We start from the raw sequence: 14,966 nt of genomic DNA on the forward strand, positions 1-14,966 counted from the left end.
CAGGAAGGCGACCTGATCGTCGTCCTGGAAGCCATGAAGATGGAACAGCCCCTCAACGCCCACAAGGCAGGCACCATCAAGGGCCTGACCTCCGAGGTCGGCGCCTCCGTCACCTCAGGCGCAGCCATCTGCGAAATCAAGGACTGACACCACAAAACCCGAACGGCGCCCGGCGGACACCACACCCACCGGGCGCCGCCCCACACACCACCCGACCCCAGGGACACGGGAAACCGCGCCACCACGAGCCACTCCCCACCCACCCGAACAGCACCCAACCAAGCGGCACGGGGAACTACGCAACCAGCCGCAACAAACCCGCACCCGCCACCCCGAGCGAACCACCACAAGGCAACCGCCCAAGCAGCACCCCGAGCCACTTCCCGGCCACCCAAGCGGCAGCCAACCAAGGGGCGCGGGGAACTGCGCGACAAGCCACGGCGAACCCGCACCCGCCGCCCCGAGCGAACCGTCACGGCGACCAGGCGCCCCCAAGTCTCCCCGCATCCTCACGCAGCCCGAAACGGTCGTGGAACCGACGCAGCGGCCCGGGGGCCCACCAGTTCGCCCGCCCGGCCAGCCGCATGAACGAGGGCACGAGCACGGCCCGCACGAGCGTCGCGTCCAGCACCACCGCCAGTGCCAGACCGACGCCGAGAAGCTTCAACAGCGTCACCCCGGAGAGGGCGAAGACGAACAGCACTGCGGCGACCAGGACAGCCGCGGCCGTGATGATGCGGCCCGTGTGCTGGAGCCCGTGGGCGACGGACTCCGTGTTGTCGCCCGTGTGCAGGTAGCGCTCGCGGATGCGGGCGAGCAGGAAGACCTCGTAGTCCATGGAGAGCCCGAACGCCACACAGAAGGTCAGGATCGGGATGGTGGCGTCCAGTGTGCCGGTGTGCGGCGGGCTGCCCACGAGGAACGACAGGTGCCCCTCCTGGAACACGAACACCATCGCCCCGAACGTGGCGCTGAGGCTGAGCGTGTTGAGCACCAGTGCCTTCACCGGCATCAGGACACTCCCGGTGAACAGGAAGAGCAGCACCAGTGAGGAGCCCACCACGATGCCGATCGCGGCCGGTGTCGCCCGGGCGATGGCGGACGTGCTGTCCTCGACCTCGGCGGCCCGTCCGCCCACCGACACCGAGGTCCCGGCCGGCGGCGCCACTTCCCGCAGCCGGCGCACGAGCCGGGTGCCGGCGGACGAGTCCTGCTCCACCGCGGAGACCACGGAGAGCAGTGTGCTGTCGCCGTCGGCCAGGGCGGCGGCGGCCGGCCCCGGCTCCTGGACCCGGCGCCCGCCGACGTAGCTGCCGGGCACGGCGGTGACCCGGCGGACATCGCGCACCGCGGACAGCGCCCGGGCATAAGGTTCCAGGCCCTGGACCCGGTCGCGCCCCACGCCCTGCACCACCACCGGGACGGTCCGCAGCACGTCGGCGTCGAATCGGTCGCGCAGCAGCTGTGTGGCGCGGTGAACCTGGGAGGAGGCGGGCAGTGAGCGGTCGTCGAACAGACCCGGGGCGACCCGGATGAACGGGGATGCGAGGACGGCCAGCACGATCACGGCACATCCGCCGTAGAGCACCGGACGGCGCATCACCGCCGTGGCGAAGCGGTACCAGCGTCCGTGCTCGGGGGGCGCTGCCGGGCCGGCCGCGCCCCGCGCCGGTCCGCGCAGCCGGGCGAAGATGTCGTAGCGGTCGACCCGATGGCCCACCACGGCCAGCAGCGCGGGCAGGACGAAGACCGCCCCCGCCGCCGCGGAGAGCACGACCGCGATGCCGCCGTAGGCGAAGGACCGCAGGAAGAACTGCGGAAAGACCAGGAGCGCGACGAGGGACAGGGCCACCGTGAGCGCGGAGAACGCGACCGTGCGCCCGGCCCGGCGCACGGTGGGGCCCAGCGCCTCCCGCACCGTGGCGCCGGCGCGCAGCTCCTCCCGGAACCGGGCGAGGACGAACAGGCTGTAGTCGATGGCGAGTCCGAGGCCGAGCGAGACGGTGGAGTTCATCGAGTACACCGAGATCGGCACGGCGCCCGCCAGGGCGTTGAGCACCGCCCGGCTCACCAGGACCGACAGCAGCGCGATGAGCAGCGGCAGGGCGGCGGCCACCGCGCCGCCGAAGATCAGCAGGAGCAGGACCAGGGTGATCGGTGCGGCGATCGATTCGGCCAGCAGCAGGTCGTGCGCCGTGCGCTTGCCGATCTCCGACTGCACCTGAGCGGGTCCTGCCGCCAGGACCGTCAGCCCTGCCGCGTGCCGTCGGACATCCGGTACGACCCGTTCGGCGGTCTTCGCCCGGTCGTCCTCGTCGCCGCTCAGGGAGAGCGTGACCAGCCCGATGGAACCGTCACGCGAGCGCAGCGCGGGCGCGCGCCGCGCCGTCCAGTAGGAGGTGGCGGCCCGTACGCCCCGGATCCGTGCGGCATGCCGGGTCAGAGCGGTGCCGAGGGAGGTCATCTCCGGAGTGTCGACAGAGTCCGGGGAGTCGACGGGGCCCGGGGACCCGACAGGGCCCACGGCGCCGACGGGGCCCGGGGTACCGACGGGGCCCGGGGTACCGACGGGGCCCGGGGTACCGACGGGAGACGTGCCTCGCAGCAGCAGTACGAGGTCGCCGCCGGTGGAAGGGAAGTGCTCGGCCACGAGACGTTCGGCGCGTGCGGACTGCGCGCCGGGGTCGGAGAATCCGCCGTGGACCAGCCGGTGTTCCACGCCCAGGCCGCCGAGCCAGGCCAGGACGAGGGCGACTGCGCTCACCCGCAGCAGGGCGAAGCGCCGCCGGTACACTGCCGCGCTGACGTGGTCCAACATGACAGGGCCTCCCCTGAGTTGAGCATCCGTCCGGACAGCGGCCGCGGGTGTGCGCAACCGCCGGCTCACCGTCCGGCAGTTCGATTGATGGGCGGCCGCCGAGCTGGCGATACTGGCTCCCCGAGCACTGACGCCGAGGCGAAGTGGGGCCCATGCATCAGGAACGCGCACTGCTGGAGCTGCTCGGCCTCCTCGATGTCGGCCCCGCGCCCGGCCGGGACGACGGGGAGCACTTCCTCGGGCGCCCTCCCCTGGAGCGGTCCTCCCCGGTGTACGGAGGGCTGGTGGCCGCGCAGGCGCTGGCCGCTGCCGGCCGCACGGTGTCCGCCGGGCTGCCCGTGCACTCCGTGCACTGCTCCTTTCTGCGGCCGGGGCTGCCGACCACGCACTTCGATCACCGGGTCGAGCGGGTGAAGACCGGTGCTTCCTTCGCCACCCGACGGGTTCGTGCGGCCCAGCGCGGCCGGGAGGTGTTCGCCCTGACCGCCTCCTTCCACCGCCCCGAGCCGGGCCTCGGCCACCAGGACCCGATGCCGCCGGTCCCTGACCCGGAGGGCCTGCCGACCTACGAGGAACGGCTGACCAAGGTGTTCGGCGAGCCGGTCGCCCCTCTCGACAAGCCGTACGAGGTGCGCTTCGTCGGGCCGTTGAGCTTCGATGCCGAGAAGGACCCGGCCCTGTCGTCCTCCCGGACGCAGGTGTGGGTGCGCATCAAGGGCGAGGTGCCGGCCGACGGGAATGCCGACCGTGAACGGCTGCTCCACTCCTGCCTGTTGGTGTACGTCTGCGACGTGACGATGCTGGAGACGGTGTTGGTCCGGCACGGGGTGTCGTGGTTCCACGCCAGTGGCCGCAGCCTCGACTACACCGTGTGGATCCATCGCCCCTTCCGCGCGGACGACTGGCTGCTCTGTGCCCACGAGACTCCGGTGGCTTCAGGGGGACGGGGTCTGGTCCTGGGCCGGGTCTTCACCCGCGACGGGGTGCTGGTCGCCACCCTCGCCCAGGAGGGCCTGCTGCGGATGAGCGGCGACCACGACGGGGGCGTCGGCTGAGGGGCTCCTTCGCCCTGGCGCGCCGGCGCCCCTGGTGCGGCAGCTACACGACCAGGCCGCCGGAGATCTCGATGGCCTGCCCGGTGATGTAGCGGGCCCGGTCGGAGGCCAGGAAGCACACCAGATGTGCCACGTCCTCCGGGGAGCCGAACGCATGGCCGGGAATCAGGGACTTGAGGAGCTCGGCCTTGTCCTGCGGTATCGCGGCCGTCATGTCGGTCTCGATGAGACCGGGCGCGACGGCGTTGACGGTGACGCCCCGGGCGCCGATCTCCTTGGACAGCGCCTTGGTGAAGCCGATGATCCCGGCCTTGGCCGCGGAGTAGGCCGTCTGACCGGGGGTGCCGTGCAGCCCGGAGGAGGAGGCGATGTTGATGATGGCACCGTGGCGCTGTTTCACCAGGGGCATGAGCAGGGGCTTGGTGACGGTGTACATGCTGTCGAGGTTGGTGCCGATGACCTCGTGCCACTGCTGGGGGCCCATCCGGGCCAGCAGGGTGTCCCGGGTGACACCCGCGTTGTTGACGAGGACGTCGAACCGGTCCAGGTGGTCCAGGGCCGAGGCGGCGAAGCGTTCGGCCTCCGCGGCGTCCGCGACATCGGCGTACAGCGGAGTGCAGCGCCGCTCCGGGTGGGCGGCACGCAGCTCGTCGGCCAGGGTGCGGGCCTGCTTCTCGCCGCTGTGGTAGCCGAAGACGACATCGGCGCCCTGCGCCAGCGCCAGCCGGACCACGGCGGCGCCGATGCCCCGCGAGCCGCCGGTGACCACACAGCCGCGGCCCGCCAGCGGGAGGTCAGCCGTCACTGCTCACCCCCGGCGTCGCGGCGGCGGGCCGGCGGGATTCCTTCTTCCGCCGTGCGGCTTCCTCGCGCAGTTCGCGGTAGCGCTCCTCGGCGATCAGGGTGGAGATCATGGGGGCGTAGAACGCTCCGTCGCCGACCAGCCTGATGCGCTCCGCCGTGATCTGCGCGTAGCCCCGCTCGGCCAGTGCGTCCCAGATGGTGGCGAACTTCTCGTACACGTCGAGGCCGAAGGCCGTACGGTACTGGACACGGTCGATCTCCGTGCTGATGAGACTGCGGAAGAGGACCATCAGCAGCCAGTCGTCGGGGCGGTGCCTGAAGCCTCGCTCGACGGGGAACCGGCCGTTGTCGACGGCCGCCTTGTACTGCGGCAGGCTGCGGTGGTTGATGAACGACCAGGAGTGGCCGGGAGCGAGCGCGGGGTTGCCGAAGAAGGTGATCGCCGCGTAGCCGAGCCCGAGGGTGTCCATGTGCTCGAAGCGCGGGAGGTAGCCCTCGCGGAAGTCGCGGGCCGCCGGGTCGCCCGGGCGGCGGAAGTTGTACGTCGACAGCTGTCGGTAGCCGTGGTCGAGCAGGAAGTCGCGTCCTGCCCGGTACATCTCCAGGTTGGCCAGCGTGCTGGGCAGCTCGTGGTAGCGGTTGAGCGCGAAGTCGGTGGGACCGCCGACGTTCAGCTCGTAGTGGGTGATGTCGTGGACGTCCCAGGAGATCAGGGTCTCCAGGTCCTCCAGCATGGTGTCGACGGTCTGCTGGGGCCAGCCGAAGATGAGGTCGACGTTGGCGGCCAGGCCGAGTTCGCGGGCCCATTCCAGGCTCTGGATGACGTGTTTGGTCGTCTGTTTGCGGCCGCTGAAGCTGTTGAGCCGTTCGTTGATCTGCTGGACGCCCATGCTGATCCGGTTCATCCCCGAGTCGCGGACGGCCTGCATCTTCTCCCGGGAGAACAGCTGCGGGATGCCCTCCAGGGTGAGGTCCGCCTGGTCCGAGATCTCGGGAAAGAGGCGGCGCACCATGTCCATCAGCCGGTGGTAGACGGGGGCCCGGTAGAGGTTGGAGGTGCCCCCTCCGAAGTAGGCTCCGGCGAGGACGGAGCCTTCCATCTGCTCCCGGTACATCTCGGCTTCGCGTTCCACGTATCCGTAGTAGTTCTCCAGTGCGGCGTTGCCCTGGAACTCCTCGACGGGGAACAGGCAGTAGCCGCACTTCCCGGGGTCGGTCTGGATGCAGTAGGGGACGCCGACGTAGAGGAACACATGGGACTGGTCGCCCGTGGCGCGCAGGCGCCGGCGGTCCTCGCCGATCTCGTCCAGGGGCACGGACAGCTCGTTCCAGAACCGCGGGGACGGGAAGCCGTGCTGGATCTTGTTGACCTGGCGTTCGGCGAGGTGGCTGTCGAGGTAGCTGTTGACGTGGTCGGGGCTCAACACGGTGGCGGGCACTTCCCCTCTGGGTGGGATCGGCCGGGTGCGCTGCCGCCCCGGCGGGACGCGGGGTTCAGGAGCCCTGGTGGGCGGTGGCGGCCGGGTCCGCCAGGATCACGCGGTGCAGGAGGTACTCCGCCAGTTCCTCGATGCTCTGGTACTCCAGTGCCTCCATCGCCTTGAAGCGGAAGTCGAGCTTTTCCTGGATGCGGCGCTGGAGTTCGGTGATGCTCAGCGAGTCGAGACCGATCTCCAGCAGGGCCAGGGAGGGGTCGAGATCGTGGAGGTCGATCTCCAGCTCGGCCGACATCCGCCCGAGGGTGTCGACGATCTCGTCGGTGAGCCAGCCGATGACCGCCTGCCGGCGCTCTCCCGCGGGCAGGGACTCGACACGTTGCCGCAGTTCCTGCCGTGAGTCACCGCTCTCCCGGGGGCTGCCGTCGGCCGGTGCGGCCGGGACCGCCGAGGGGTCGGTCAGCGAGGCGATGCGCCGGAACTCGATGTCGTCGAGGTCCGCGAGGAGGTTCCCGGTGTCGTCCAGGACGCGCAGCCGGGCCGTGAGCGCTGTCCCGGTGGTGTGCGGCCGCAGGCGGACGTGGCCCCAGATCTGGTCGGGCAACGGGCGGCCGTGCAGCGTCATCCGGCCGACGCCGACCGGGACGTAGGCGCCCCTGGGTGCGCCCTCGCGCGCCGCCGCGGCGGTGAGATGCAGGCACCCGTCGAGCATGGTGGCGAAGCGGTGCGCATGGCTCACGCGTGACGCGCCGTCGGGAGCGGCCGCGATCCGGCCGAGCGCCTGCCCGCCGGCCTCGTCGAGCCAGAGTTCGCGGACGGTGGAGAAGCTCGCGCCGTACTCCATCCCGTCCTCCCGCAGCAGCCCATAGAGCCGCCCGGGCGGCACGGCCGTGGGCATCGCCGCGCGCAGCCGCTCCGGAGGTGTCCCGGGACCGTCCTGGTGCACGGCCGGGCCGATCTTCCCCTGGCAGTAACGGGACTGGGCGTCTCCGTCGGCGGCGGCCACGGTGAACCGGCAGCGGCCACCACCCGCCGGGGAACCGTCGCCCTCCAGGTCCACCTGGACCGTGCTGGGCCTTGCGGGGGCCAGGACCAGCGGGCGGAGGAAGTCGACGTCGGTCAGTTCGAGGGGCGCGTCGGCGTGGCCGTCGGCCGAGGCGTAGGCGTCCACGGCCAGCTCCAGATATCCGGTGGCCGGGAAGACAGTCGCCCCGAGGATGCGGTGGTCGGCCCACGGCGTGCCCGGCCGTACCTCGTGCCGGTGCACGGTCCGCACGGTGGCGGGCGCGGGCACGGGATCGGGCTCCGGCTCGGGCGCGACGGGCGGTGTCTGCCGGCGCGGTGCCGCGTGCGCCGCCTCGCCGGGGCCGGCGTCCGGCGCGGGCCTGAGCCAGTACCGGTCCTTGCGGAACGGGTACTGCGGGGCGGAGGAGGTACGGCGGTGGCGCGGGCCTTGGTAGAGCGCCGGGAGGTCGACGGCGGCCCCCGCCGTGAACAGGGCGCCCGCGGCGGCGAGGAGGTTGCGAAGGTCCCGCCCGTCGCGCTGCAGGGTGGGGATCACCGTCATGCCGGCGGCGCCGAAAGCCTCCGTGACGCAGGTCCGCAGGACGGGGTGCGGGCCGATCTCGACGACCACGGTGCAGCCCAGCGCGGCCGCCGCGGACATGCCGTCATGGAACCGGACCGTTCCGCGAGCCTGCCGGCTCCAGTACTCCGGCCCCTCCTCGCCCGTCAGCGCCCCGCCCGTCACATTGGAGAACACCGGGACGGCCGGGGTGGCCGGGCGCAGCCCGGCTGCCGCCTTGCCCAGCTCGGACAGGACCGGGTCCATCAGCGGTGAGTGGAAGGCGTGCGAGGTGCGCAGCCGGGTGGTCCGGCTGCCTTCGGCCTCGGCGATGCGGGCCACCTCGTCCACGGCCTCCGCCCGGCCCGAGACGACCACGGCGCGCGGGCCGTTGACGGCGGCGACGGAGACGTCCCGCTCCCTCCCCGACACCCAGCCGTGCACGGTCCCGGGGTCGGCGGCGACGGCCAGCATCACTCCGTCGCGCGGCAGTTCGCCCATGAGCCGGCCGCGCACCGCGCTGAAGCGGGCGGCGTCCTCCAGGGGCAGCATTCCGGCGACGCACGCGGCGACGATCTCGCCGATGCTGTGCCCGACCACGGCGTCCGGGACGACTCCCCAGGAACGCAGCAGGGTGGCGAGCGCGTACTCGACGGCGAACAGCGCCGGCTGGGCCAGGCGTGTGTCGTCGAGCGCCTGCGGTGACTGCTCGTCGAAGAGCATCTGCCGCAGCGGTACGGGCAGTTCGGCGTCGAGCAGTTCGGCGCACCGGTCGAGGGCGGCGGTGAAGGCCGGTTCGCCGGCGTACAGTTCGCGGGCCATGCCGGGGTACTGCGCGCCCTGGCCGGTGAAGACGAAGGCGGTCCTGGCGGGTTTCGCGGGGTGCCCGCAGGTGACCGACGGAGGTGTCCGGCGGGTGCGCCACAGGCGGAGGCTGCCCGCGATCTCGATGCCGCTGCGCCCGGTCACCGCGAGGCGGTGGCGGTGCGCGGCGCGTCCGGCCGCGGCGGTGAAGACGGCCGCCGGCAGGGTCTGCCCGTCGGTCCGGGACAGGTGCTCCGCCCAGCGTTCGGCCAGACCGTCCAGGCTCGCGGGGGACTTGGCGGACAGCACCAGCAGCTCGGCCGGGCGCGGTGACGCGGTGCCGGTGCGCTGCCTGGGCCGCGGGGCCTCCTGCAGGATCGCGTGGGCGTTGGTGCCGCTGTAGCCGAAGGAGTTGACGGCGGCCAGGCGCGGGACGTCGGTCCGGGGCCAGGGCACGGGCTCGGCGGGGACCTCCACCGGGGCGCCGTCGAGATCGATCTTGGGGTTGAGCCGGTCGAGGTGGAGGCTGGGGTAGATGGTCTCGCGGTGCAGTGAGAGTGCGGCCTTTGCGACGCCGAGGAGTCCGGCGGCGGCCTCGGTGTGGCCGAAGTTGCTCTTCGCCGAGCCGACGTACAGTGGCCGGTCCGCGGTGCGGGACCCGGCGTAGGCCCTGGCGATGGCGCCCATCTCGATGGGGTCGCCGACCGGGGTTCCCGTACCGTGCGCCTCGACGTAGCCGACCTGGGCGGGGTCGACACCGCTGCGGCGCAGCGCGGAGCGCATCACCTGCTCCTGGGTACGGCCGTTGGGAGCGGTCAGCGCGGGAGTGTGGCCGTCGTGGTTGATCGCGGTGGCGACGATGCTGGCCAGGATGGGGTCGCCCCGTTCCTCGGCGAGTGACTGACGGCGCAGCAGCACGGCCACGCAACCCTCGCTGCGGACATAGCCGTCCGCCTTGGCGTCGAACGCCCGGCACTGCCCGCTGCGGGAGAACAGCCCCAGTTTGCAGAAGGCGACATGGACATCGGGGTTGAGGATCAGGTTGACGCCGGCGACGACGGCGGAGTCGCACTCGCCCGTGAGGATGGACTGCCGGGCCAGATGCAGGGCGACGAGCGATCCGGAGCAGGCCGTGTCGACCGCGAAGCACGGCCCTTTCAGATCCAGGAAATGGGCGATACGGCCGGCGCTGATGCTGTTGGCGTCACTCATCGCGTCGTAGGCCGTGACGCCTTTCAACCCCTCGATCTCATGCTTGAGAAGGGAGTAATTGTTGCTGTTCATCAGCGCCAGGAAGACGCCCGTGTCGGTGCCCCTGAATTCATCGGGGTCCTGCCCGGCGTGTTCGAGGGCGTGCCACACGGTCTGCAGGAGCAGGCGGTGCTGCGGGTCCATACGGACCGCTTCGGCGTCCGAGATCCCGAAGAACGCCGCGTCGAACCGGTCGACGTCGTCCACGAATCCGCCGTGGCGGATATAGGTCTTGCCCGGAGCCAGGGGATCGGGATCGTAGAACTCCTCCACGTCCCACCGGCTCGGCGGGATCTCCTCGACGCAGTCCCGTCCTTCCCGCAGCACTGCGTACATGTCGTCCAGCCCGTGCACTTTACCGGGGAGAGTGCATCCGACACCTACCAATGCAATGGGCTCAGCATCCATGCCAGACTGCTCCTTCGAAGGACGGGGAACGGCACTGTCGTAGCGCCCGACAGGGGTCGCTGCTTGAACAGCCATGAGCTGCGGAGCATGACGCGCATTCGATTCCGCATTCCTCTGCATCGACGAATCGACGAATCGAGGCTGTACGCGCACGCATGGGCCGAGGTCGATTCCGGCGCACTCGTGCAAGGCTAGGTGTGCCGACGAAGAGGGAACAAGGAGCGCTGTTGGGGCGGGCGATGCCCCTTGAGGGCGTGCGGAGACCGGGGGCGCATGATGGGCGGCATGTGCTGGCGTCGTGTTCCTCCCGTGGCCTGTGCGGCGTGTGTGACGGCACGGGAATGTGCGCACGCGACGGTCCCCGTGGCTCCCGGTCGTGCGCGCGACTCAGAGGCTCACAGGTCGTTCAGCAGTACGGCCGCCCCGTCGAAGCGGCCCGCCTTCAGATCGCTCAGTGCCCGCTGAGCCTCGGAGAGAGGGTAGCGATGCGTGGTGGCCCGGACGCCGTACCGGGCCGCGAGGTCCAGGAAGTCGCGGCCGTTGTCCCGGGTGTTCGAGGTGACGCTGCGCAGTTCCTTCTCGTAGAACAGCTCGCTCTCGTAGCGCAGCACCGGGACGTCGCTCAGATGGATGCCCGCGACCGCCAGGACGCCGCCCCGGTCCAGTGCCCGCAGCGCGACCGGCACGAGGTCACCGGCCGGCGCGAACAGGATCGCCCCGTCCAGAGGCTCGGGCGGCAGGTCCCGGGCCCCGCCGGCCGACGCGCAGCCGAGGTCGAGCGCGAGCTGTCTGGAGGCCTCGTCGCGGGTCAGGACATGCACGGTGGCCCCCTGTGCCAGGGCGACCTGCGCGCACAGATGGGCGCTGCCGCCGAACCCGTACAGTCCGAGACGTCCGCCCGGCGGCAGTGACGTCCGCAGCAGGGCCCGGTAGCCGATGATGCCCGCGCACAGCAACGGCGCCAGCGCTTCGTCGTCCACGTCCGCCGGCAGTCTGTAGGCGAAAGCGGCCGGCACGGTCGTGTACTCGGCGTAGCCGCCGTCGGCGTCCCAGCCCGTGTACTCGGAAGCGGGGCAGAGGTTCTCGTCCCCGCGCAGGCAGTACCGGCAGGTGCCGTCCGTACGGCGCAGCCACGCCACTCCCACCCGGTCGCCGACCGCCCACCCGGCTACGTCCGCGCCGATGCCGGCGACCTCGCCGACCACCTCGTGCCCGGGCGTCACTTCCGCCCGGCGCACCGGCAGGTCGCCCTCGGCGATGTGCAGATCCGTACGGCACACACCGCAGGCCCGCACCCGCACCAGCAGGTCGCCGGAGCCCGGCACGGGGTCCGGCCGCTCCACGAGCCGCAGGGGCTCGCCCTCCACGGGCCCCGGCCGGGTCACCACCCATGCGCGCATCGACTGTGCCCCGTCCTGTCCACGCCTGTCCCCTCCAGTGTGGGCCAGTACGAGGCGCGCGGCACGGCCCGGCCGTGGCCGGGCCGACTCCGGAAGGCGGTTGCCGGGGGCGGCCGTGCCGACGGTCAGGTCCGGCAGGCCGCGGAGATCTGGCCGACCAGGACGGCGAACGGCATGTCGAGGACGGCGCAGAAGGCACCGGCCTCCGGGAGGGCGTTGTCGGCCAGGGCCTCGACCATGAGGGTGGCGTAGTCGCTGACGACGACGCCCGCCTGTTGCATGCGCAGCAGTCCCGCCTCGCGCTCGGCCCGGCTGAAGGTTCCGGAGGCGTCCACGGCGACGTACGCATCGTGTCCGGCGGCCGTCGCGGAGATCGCGGGCAGCGCGGCGCACACCTCGAGCGGCACTCCGGCGAAGATCAGCTTCTGTCGGCCGGTGGCCTCGATCGCCTCGCGGACCCGCTCGTCGTGCCAGGCGTTGACCGTGCTGCGATCGGTGATCTTCTGTCCGGCCGGCAGCGCCCCGACCAGCTCGGGGGCGGTCGGGCCCCAGTTCAAGAGGTCTCTGCGCCGCGTGGCCGGACTCCAGCACGAAGCCGTCACCACGACCGGGGCTCCGGGACGCAGCCGGGCCGGCTGAGCGGGGCGGTCCTTTCACGAGCGCATCGGCCCGGCCCGAATCGACAGAGTCCTCGAAGATCCACGGCGCAGGCGCAGGCTCCCGGGCACCGTCCCGGTGCCCGGATCCCCGGCACGGTCCCGGTGTTCACGCCTTCGGTCGGGTCCTTCACCGCGGCCTCGCGGCCTCGGTCAGAAGCCCCTGCGCACTCCCCCGTCGATCGACAGCATCAGGCCCGTCAGATACGACGCCGCGGGCGACAACAGGAAGGCGGCGCTCCGGCCGAACTCGTCCGGGGTTCCGTAGCGGCGCAGCGGGACGCCCGCGGTCGCACGTTCGCGGGCGGCCTCGGCGTCGCCGGACCACTCGTCGAGTTCGCGTACCCGGTCGGTCTCGATGTGGGCGGGCACCAGCCCGATGACGCGGACGCCCCGTGGTCCCAGCTCGTTCGCGAGGTTCTTCGCGTAACCTGCGAGGCCCGGCCGCAGAGCGTTGGAGATCGCGAGACCGGGAATCGGCTCGTACACGGAGCTGGAGAGGACGAACCCGATGACACCTCCCTCGCCCAGCTCCGGCGCGACGGCGCGGGAGAGCCGCACCGCACCGAGGAAGACCGACTCGAAGGCCGCGCGCCACTGGTCGTCCTCGACGGTGTCCGACGTACCCGCCGGGGGCCCGCCGACGCTGATGAGCACGCCGTCCAGCCGCTTGAAGGCTTGACGGGCCGCGGCGATCAGCCGGTCCGGGGTCGCGGCGTCGGCGTTGTCGGCCACGACGCCGACCGCCTGCCCCGGGCCGCCCAGCTCTGTCACTGCGAAGGCCACCGACTCCTCGCTGCGGCCGCTGACGACCACCCTCGCACCGTCCGCCACCAGCTCGCGAGCGGCGGCCATGCCCAGCCCGCGGGTGCCGCCGGTGACGATGTACACCCGGCCCTTCAGTCCGGAGTCCATGTTTTCCGTCCCCTCTTTGATCGTGCGGGCCGCACGGTCTACAACATCGCCTTCTGGGGTTGCGTGGGCACCACGATGACCGTGGTGGTGCCGGCGGACAGGGCCGCCTTGAACTCCCGCTCCAGGTCCTCGGCGCACTCCACGTCGACCGCACGGCATCCGAAGCCGCGGGCCACGGAGGCGATGTCGAGCCCGGGGAGGTCGAGTCCCGGAACGCCCGGCGTCTCCTCGAGCACCGCGAACGACTTGAGGATGGAGTACTCGCGGTTGCGCATGACCACGTACACGATCGGGAGGTTGTGCTGCGCCGCCGTATAGATGGCCTGCACGGAGTACTGGAAGGAGCCGTCGCCGATCAGACCGACCACCGGCCGTTCGACGCCCCTGTCCCGGTCGCCCAGCGCGACGCCCACCGCGGCCGGGGTGCCCCAGCCGATGCCCCCGCTGGCCGTGGCGAAGAACGATCCCGTCCGGACCGTGGGCAGCCACTCGATCTGCTGCGCCATCGTGGAGGTCGACTCGTTGACGATGACCGCGTCGGACGGCTGGACCCGGCTGAGGGTGGCGTAGACCTCCGGCGGGGTGAGCGGACTGTTCGGCGCCTGCGGCAGCTCACGAGGGCGCGGCATCGGCTCGGGCGCGGTTCTCGCGGATCCCTCCTCGACCATGTCCAGGAGCAGTTCGATCGCCGTCTTGGGGTCGCCCAGGAGGCTGTCGCCCACCCGCGCCGCCGCGGCAACCTCCGGATTGCCGGTGATGTGCAGAAGCTCCGTGCCTTCGGGGAGGTAGTCGCCGGGCACGTAGGGGTAGTAGCGGAACACCTCCGCGCCGATCACCACCACCAGATCGTGCCCGGTCAGCCGGTCGCTGACGGTCTTCACCGACATACCGAGCGGGCCGCCGAAGAGGGCGTGGTCCTCGGGGAAGGAAGCGCGGTCCGGCAGCGGGGCGCCGTAGACGGACGCGCGCAGTTTCTCCGCCAGCGCCACGGCCGCGTCCCAGCCACCGCTGCGGTCGACCTCCGGCCCGAAGACCAGTGCGGGACGACGGGCGGCGGAGATGCGTTCGGCGAACGTGCGCAGCCGCTCCGCGTCGGGAGCGACCCGTGCGCTCACCGTCCGCACCCGGGCGAACCCGGACAGGGGCCGCTTCCAGTCGTCCATGGGGATCGAGAGGTAGACCGGTCCCGTGGGCGGCTGCGACGCCACCGCATAGGCCCGCATGAAGGCTTCCGGGACGTCTTCGGCACGGGCCGGTTCGTAGGACCACTTCACCCACGGCTTCGGGAGCGTGGTGGCCTCGCGGTTGCCGAGGTACGGCTCACCGATCACCAGCTCCCGATGCTGCTGCCCCGAGGTGACGATCAGGGGCGTGTTGCCGTGGTAGGCCGCCACCAGGTTGCCCACGGCGTTGCCCAGCCCGGCCGAGGAGTGCACGTTGACCAGCGCGGGGCGGCCGGTCACCTGGGCGAAGGTGTCGGCCATCGCGATGACGGACGCCTCCTGCAGCGCGAGCACGTAGGTGAAGTCCTCGGGGAAGTCCTGGAGGAAGGGCTGTTCGGTGGAGCCGGGATTACCGAAGACCGTGGTGAGTTTCAGGGTTCGCAGCAGGTCGTAGGTGACGCTGCGGACCGTGGAGTGCTCGGTCATGGTTGCCATCGACTTTCTTGCCGGGTCCGGGCTCTGGTCGGCGGGCCCGCCACCGGGGAGAGCGCGGTGCGGCGAGGGCCCGAACGTCTTCTGTCTTCGCAGGCGTCGGTGCAGGCCGGAACCGGAGCACCAGTCCGATCTTGCTGGAGAAGGACGTGCCCGTCGCGAGATGCGGTCCGTTCGGTGGGTCGGAGCAGTGGATGCCG

Annotated in this window: 10 protein-coding genes; 2 read left to right on the forward strand and 8 right to left on the reverse strand. The window is 71.7% G+C overall.

Annotated elements, in window-relative coordinates:
• Positions 1–147, forward strand: a 147-nt coding sequence (locus tag ACZ7P3_RS04000) for an acyl-CoA carboxylase biotin carboxyl carrier protein subunit (RefSeq protein ID WP_472079416.1), incomplete at its 5' end; no start/stop codon positions are given.
• 325 nt (positions 148–472) lie between these two features.
• On the opposite strand, the gene ACZ7P3_RS04005 is transcribed toward ACZ7P3_RS04000, so the two are convergent.
• Positions 473–2,818 carry an MMPL family transporter gene (locus ACZ7P3_RS04005; protein ID WP_472078823.1) on the reverse strand — a complete coding sequence of 782 codons (2,346 nt, stop codon included), beginning with the start codon at positions 2,816–2,818 and terminating at the stop codon, positions 473–475.
• 152 nt (positions 2,819–2,970) lie between these two features.
• On the opposite strand from ACZ7P3_RS04005, the gene ACZ7P3_RS04010 reads away from it, so the two are divergent.
• A complete protein-coding gene (locus ACZ7P3_RS04010) occupies positions 2,971–3,873 on the forward strand; it encodes an acyl-CoA thioesterase (RefSeq protein ID WP_472078824.1) in 903 nt (300 codons plus the stop codon).
• Between the two features lie 43 nt (positions 3,874–3,916).
• Here the strand turns inward: ACZ7P3_RS04010 and fabG are convergent, their stop codons facing one another.
• The 7 genes from fabG to mdlC all read right to left on the reverse strand — a co-directional run bounded on the left by fabG (position 3,917) and on the right by mdlC (position 14,769).
• Positions 3,917–4,678: a 3-oxoacyl-ACP reductase FabG gene (gene fabG / locus ACZ7P3_RS04015; RefSeq protein ID WP_472078825.1), complete on the reverse strand. Its 762-nt coding sequence runs from the start codon at positions 4,676–4,678 to the stop codon at positions 3,917–3,919.
• Positions 4,668–6,116 carry a coproporphyrinogen-III oxidase family protein gene (locus ACZ7P3_RS04020; RefSeq protein ID WP_472078826.1) on the reverse strand — a complete coding sequence of 483 codons (1,449 nt, stop codon included), beginning with the start codon at positions 6,114–6,116 and terminating at the stop codon, positions 4,668–4,670. Before ACZ7P3_RS04020 ends, fabG begins: the two co-directional genes overlap by 11 nt.
• 55 nt (positions 6,117–6,171) lie before the next feature.
• Positions 6,172–10,260, reverse strand: coding sequence for a type I polyketide synthase (locus ACZ7P3_RS04025; protein ID WP_472078827.1), 4,089 nt, complete (start codon positions 10,258–10,260; stop codon positions 6,172–6,174).
• 275 nt (positions 10,261–10,535) lie between these two features.
• Complete coding sequence (locus ACZ7P3_RS04030) at positions 10,536–11,540, reverse strand: zinc-binding alcohol dehydrogenase family protein (RefSeq protein WP_472078828.1); 1,005 nt, start codon at positions 11,538–11,540, stop codon at positions 10,536–10,538.
• Positions 11,541–11,665: 125 nt separating this feature from the next.
• Positions 11,666–12,145, reverse strand: coding sequence for an isochorismatase family protein (locus ACZ7P3_RS04035; RefSeq protein WP_472078829.1), 480 nt, complete (start codon positions 12,143–12,145; stop codon positions 11,666–11,668).
• 204 nt (positions 12,146–12,349) lie between these two features.
• Entirely contained in the window at positions 12,350–13,111 is a 762-nt protein-coding gene (locus ACZ7P3_RS04040) for an SDR family oxidoreductase (RefSeq protein ID WP_472078830.1), read from the reverse strand.
• Positions 13,112–13,149: 38 nt separating this feature from the next.
• The gene (gene mdlC, locus ACZ7P3_RS04045) at positions 13,150–14,769 is read right to left on the reverse strand and encodes a benzoylformate decarboxylase (protein WP_472078831.1); all 1,620 of its coding nucleotides are present in this window, start codon (positions 14,767–14,769) and stop codon (positions 13,150–13,152) included.
• Between the last annotated feature and the right edge of the window lie 197 nt (positions 14,770–14,966).

Source organism: Streptomyces sp. NPDC107581, assembly GCF_055657175.1.

Excerpts from the sequence above, each read along its gene's own strand:
- ACZ7P3_RS04005 (WP_472078823.1), bottom strand. The coding sequence starts at position 2,818 with ATGTTGGACCACGTCAGCGCGGCAGTGTACCGGCGGCGCTTCGCCCTG.
- mdlC (WP_472078831.1), bottom strand. The coding sequence starts at position 14,769 with ATGGCAACCATGACCGAGCACTCCACGGTCCGCAGCGTCACCTACGAC.
- ACZ7P3_RS04030 (WP_472078828.1), bottom strand. The coding sequence starts at position 11,540 with ATGCGCGCATGGGTGGTGACCCGGCCGGGGCCCGTGGAGGGCGAGCCC.
- ACZ7P3_RS04010 (WP_472078824.1), top strand. The coding sequence starts at position 2,971 with ATGCATCAGGAACGCGCACTGCTGGAGCTGCTCGGCCTCCTCGATGTC.
- ACZ7P3_RS04025 (WP_472078827.1), bottom strand. The coding sequence starts at position 10,260 with ATGCAGAGGAATGCGGAATCGAATGCGCGTCATGCTCCGCAGCTCATG.
- ACZ7P3_RS04040 (WP_472078830.1), bottom strand. The coding sequence starts at position 13,111 with ATGGACTCCGGACTGAAGGGCCGGGTGTACATCGTCACCGGCGGCACC.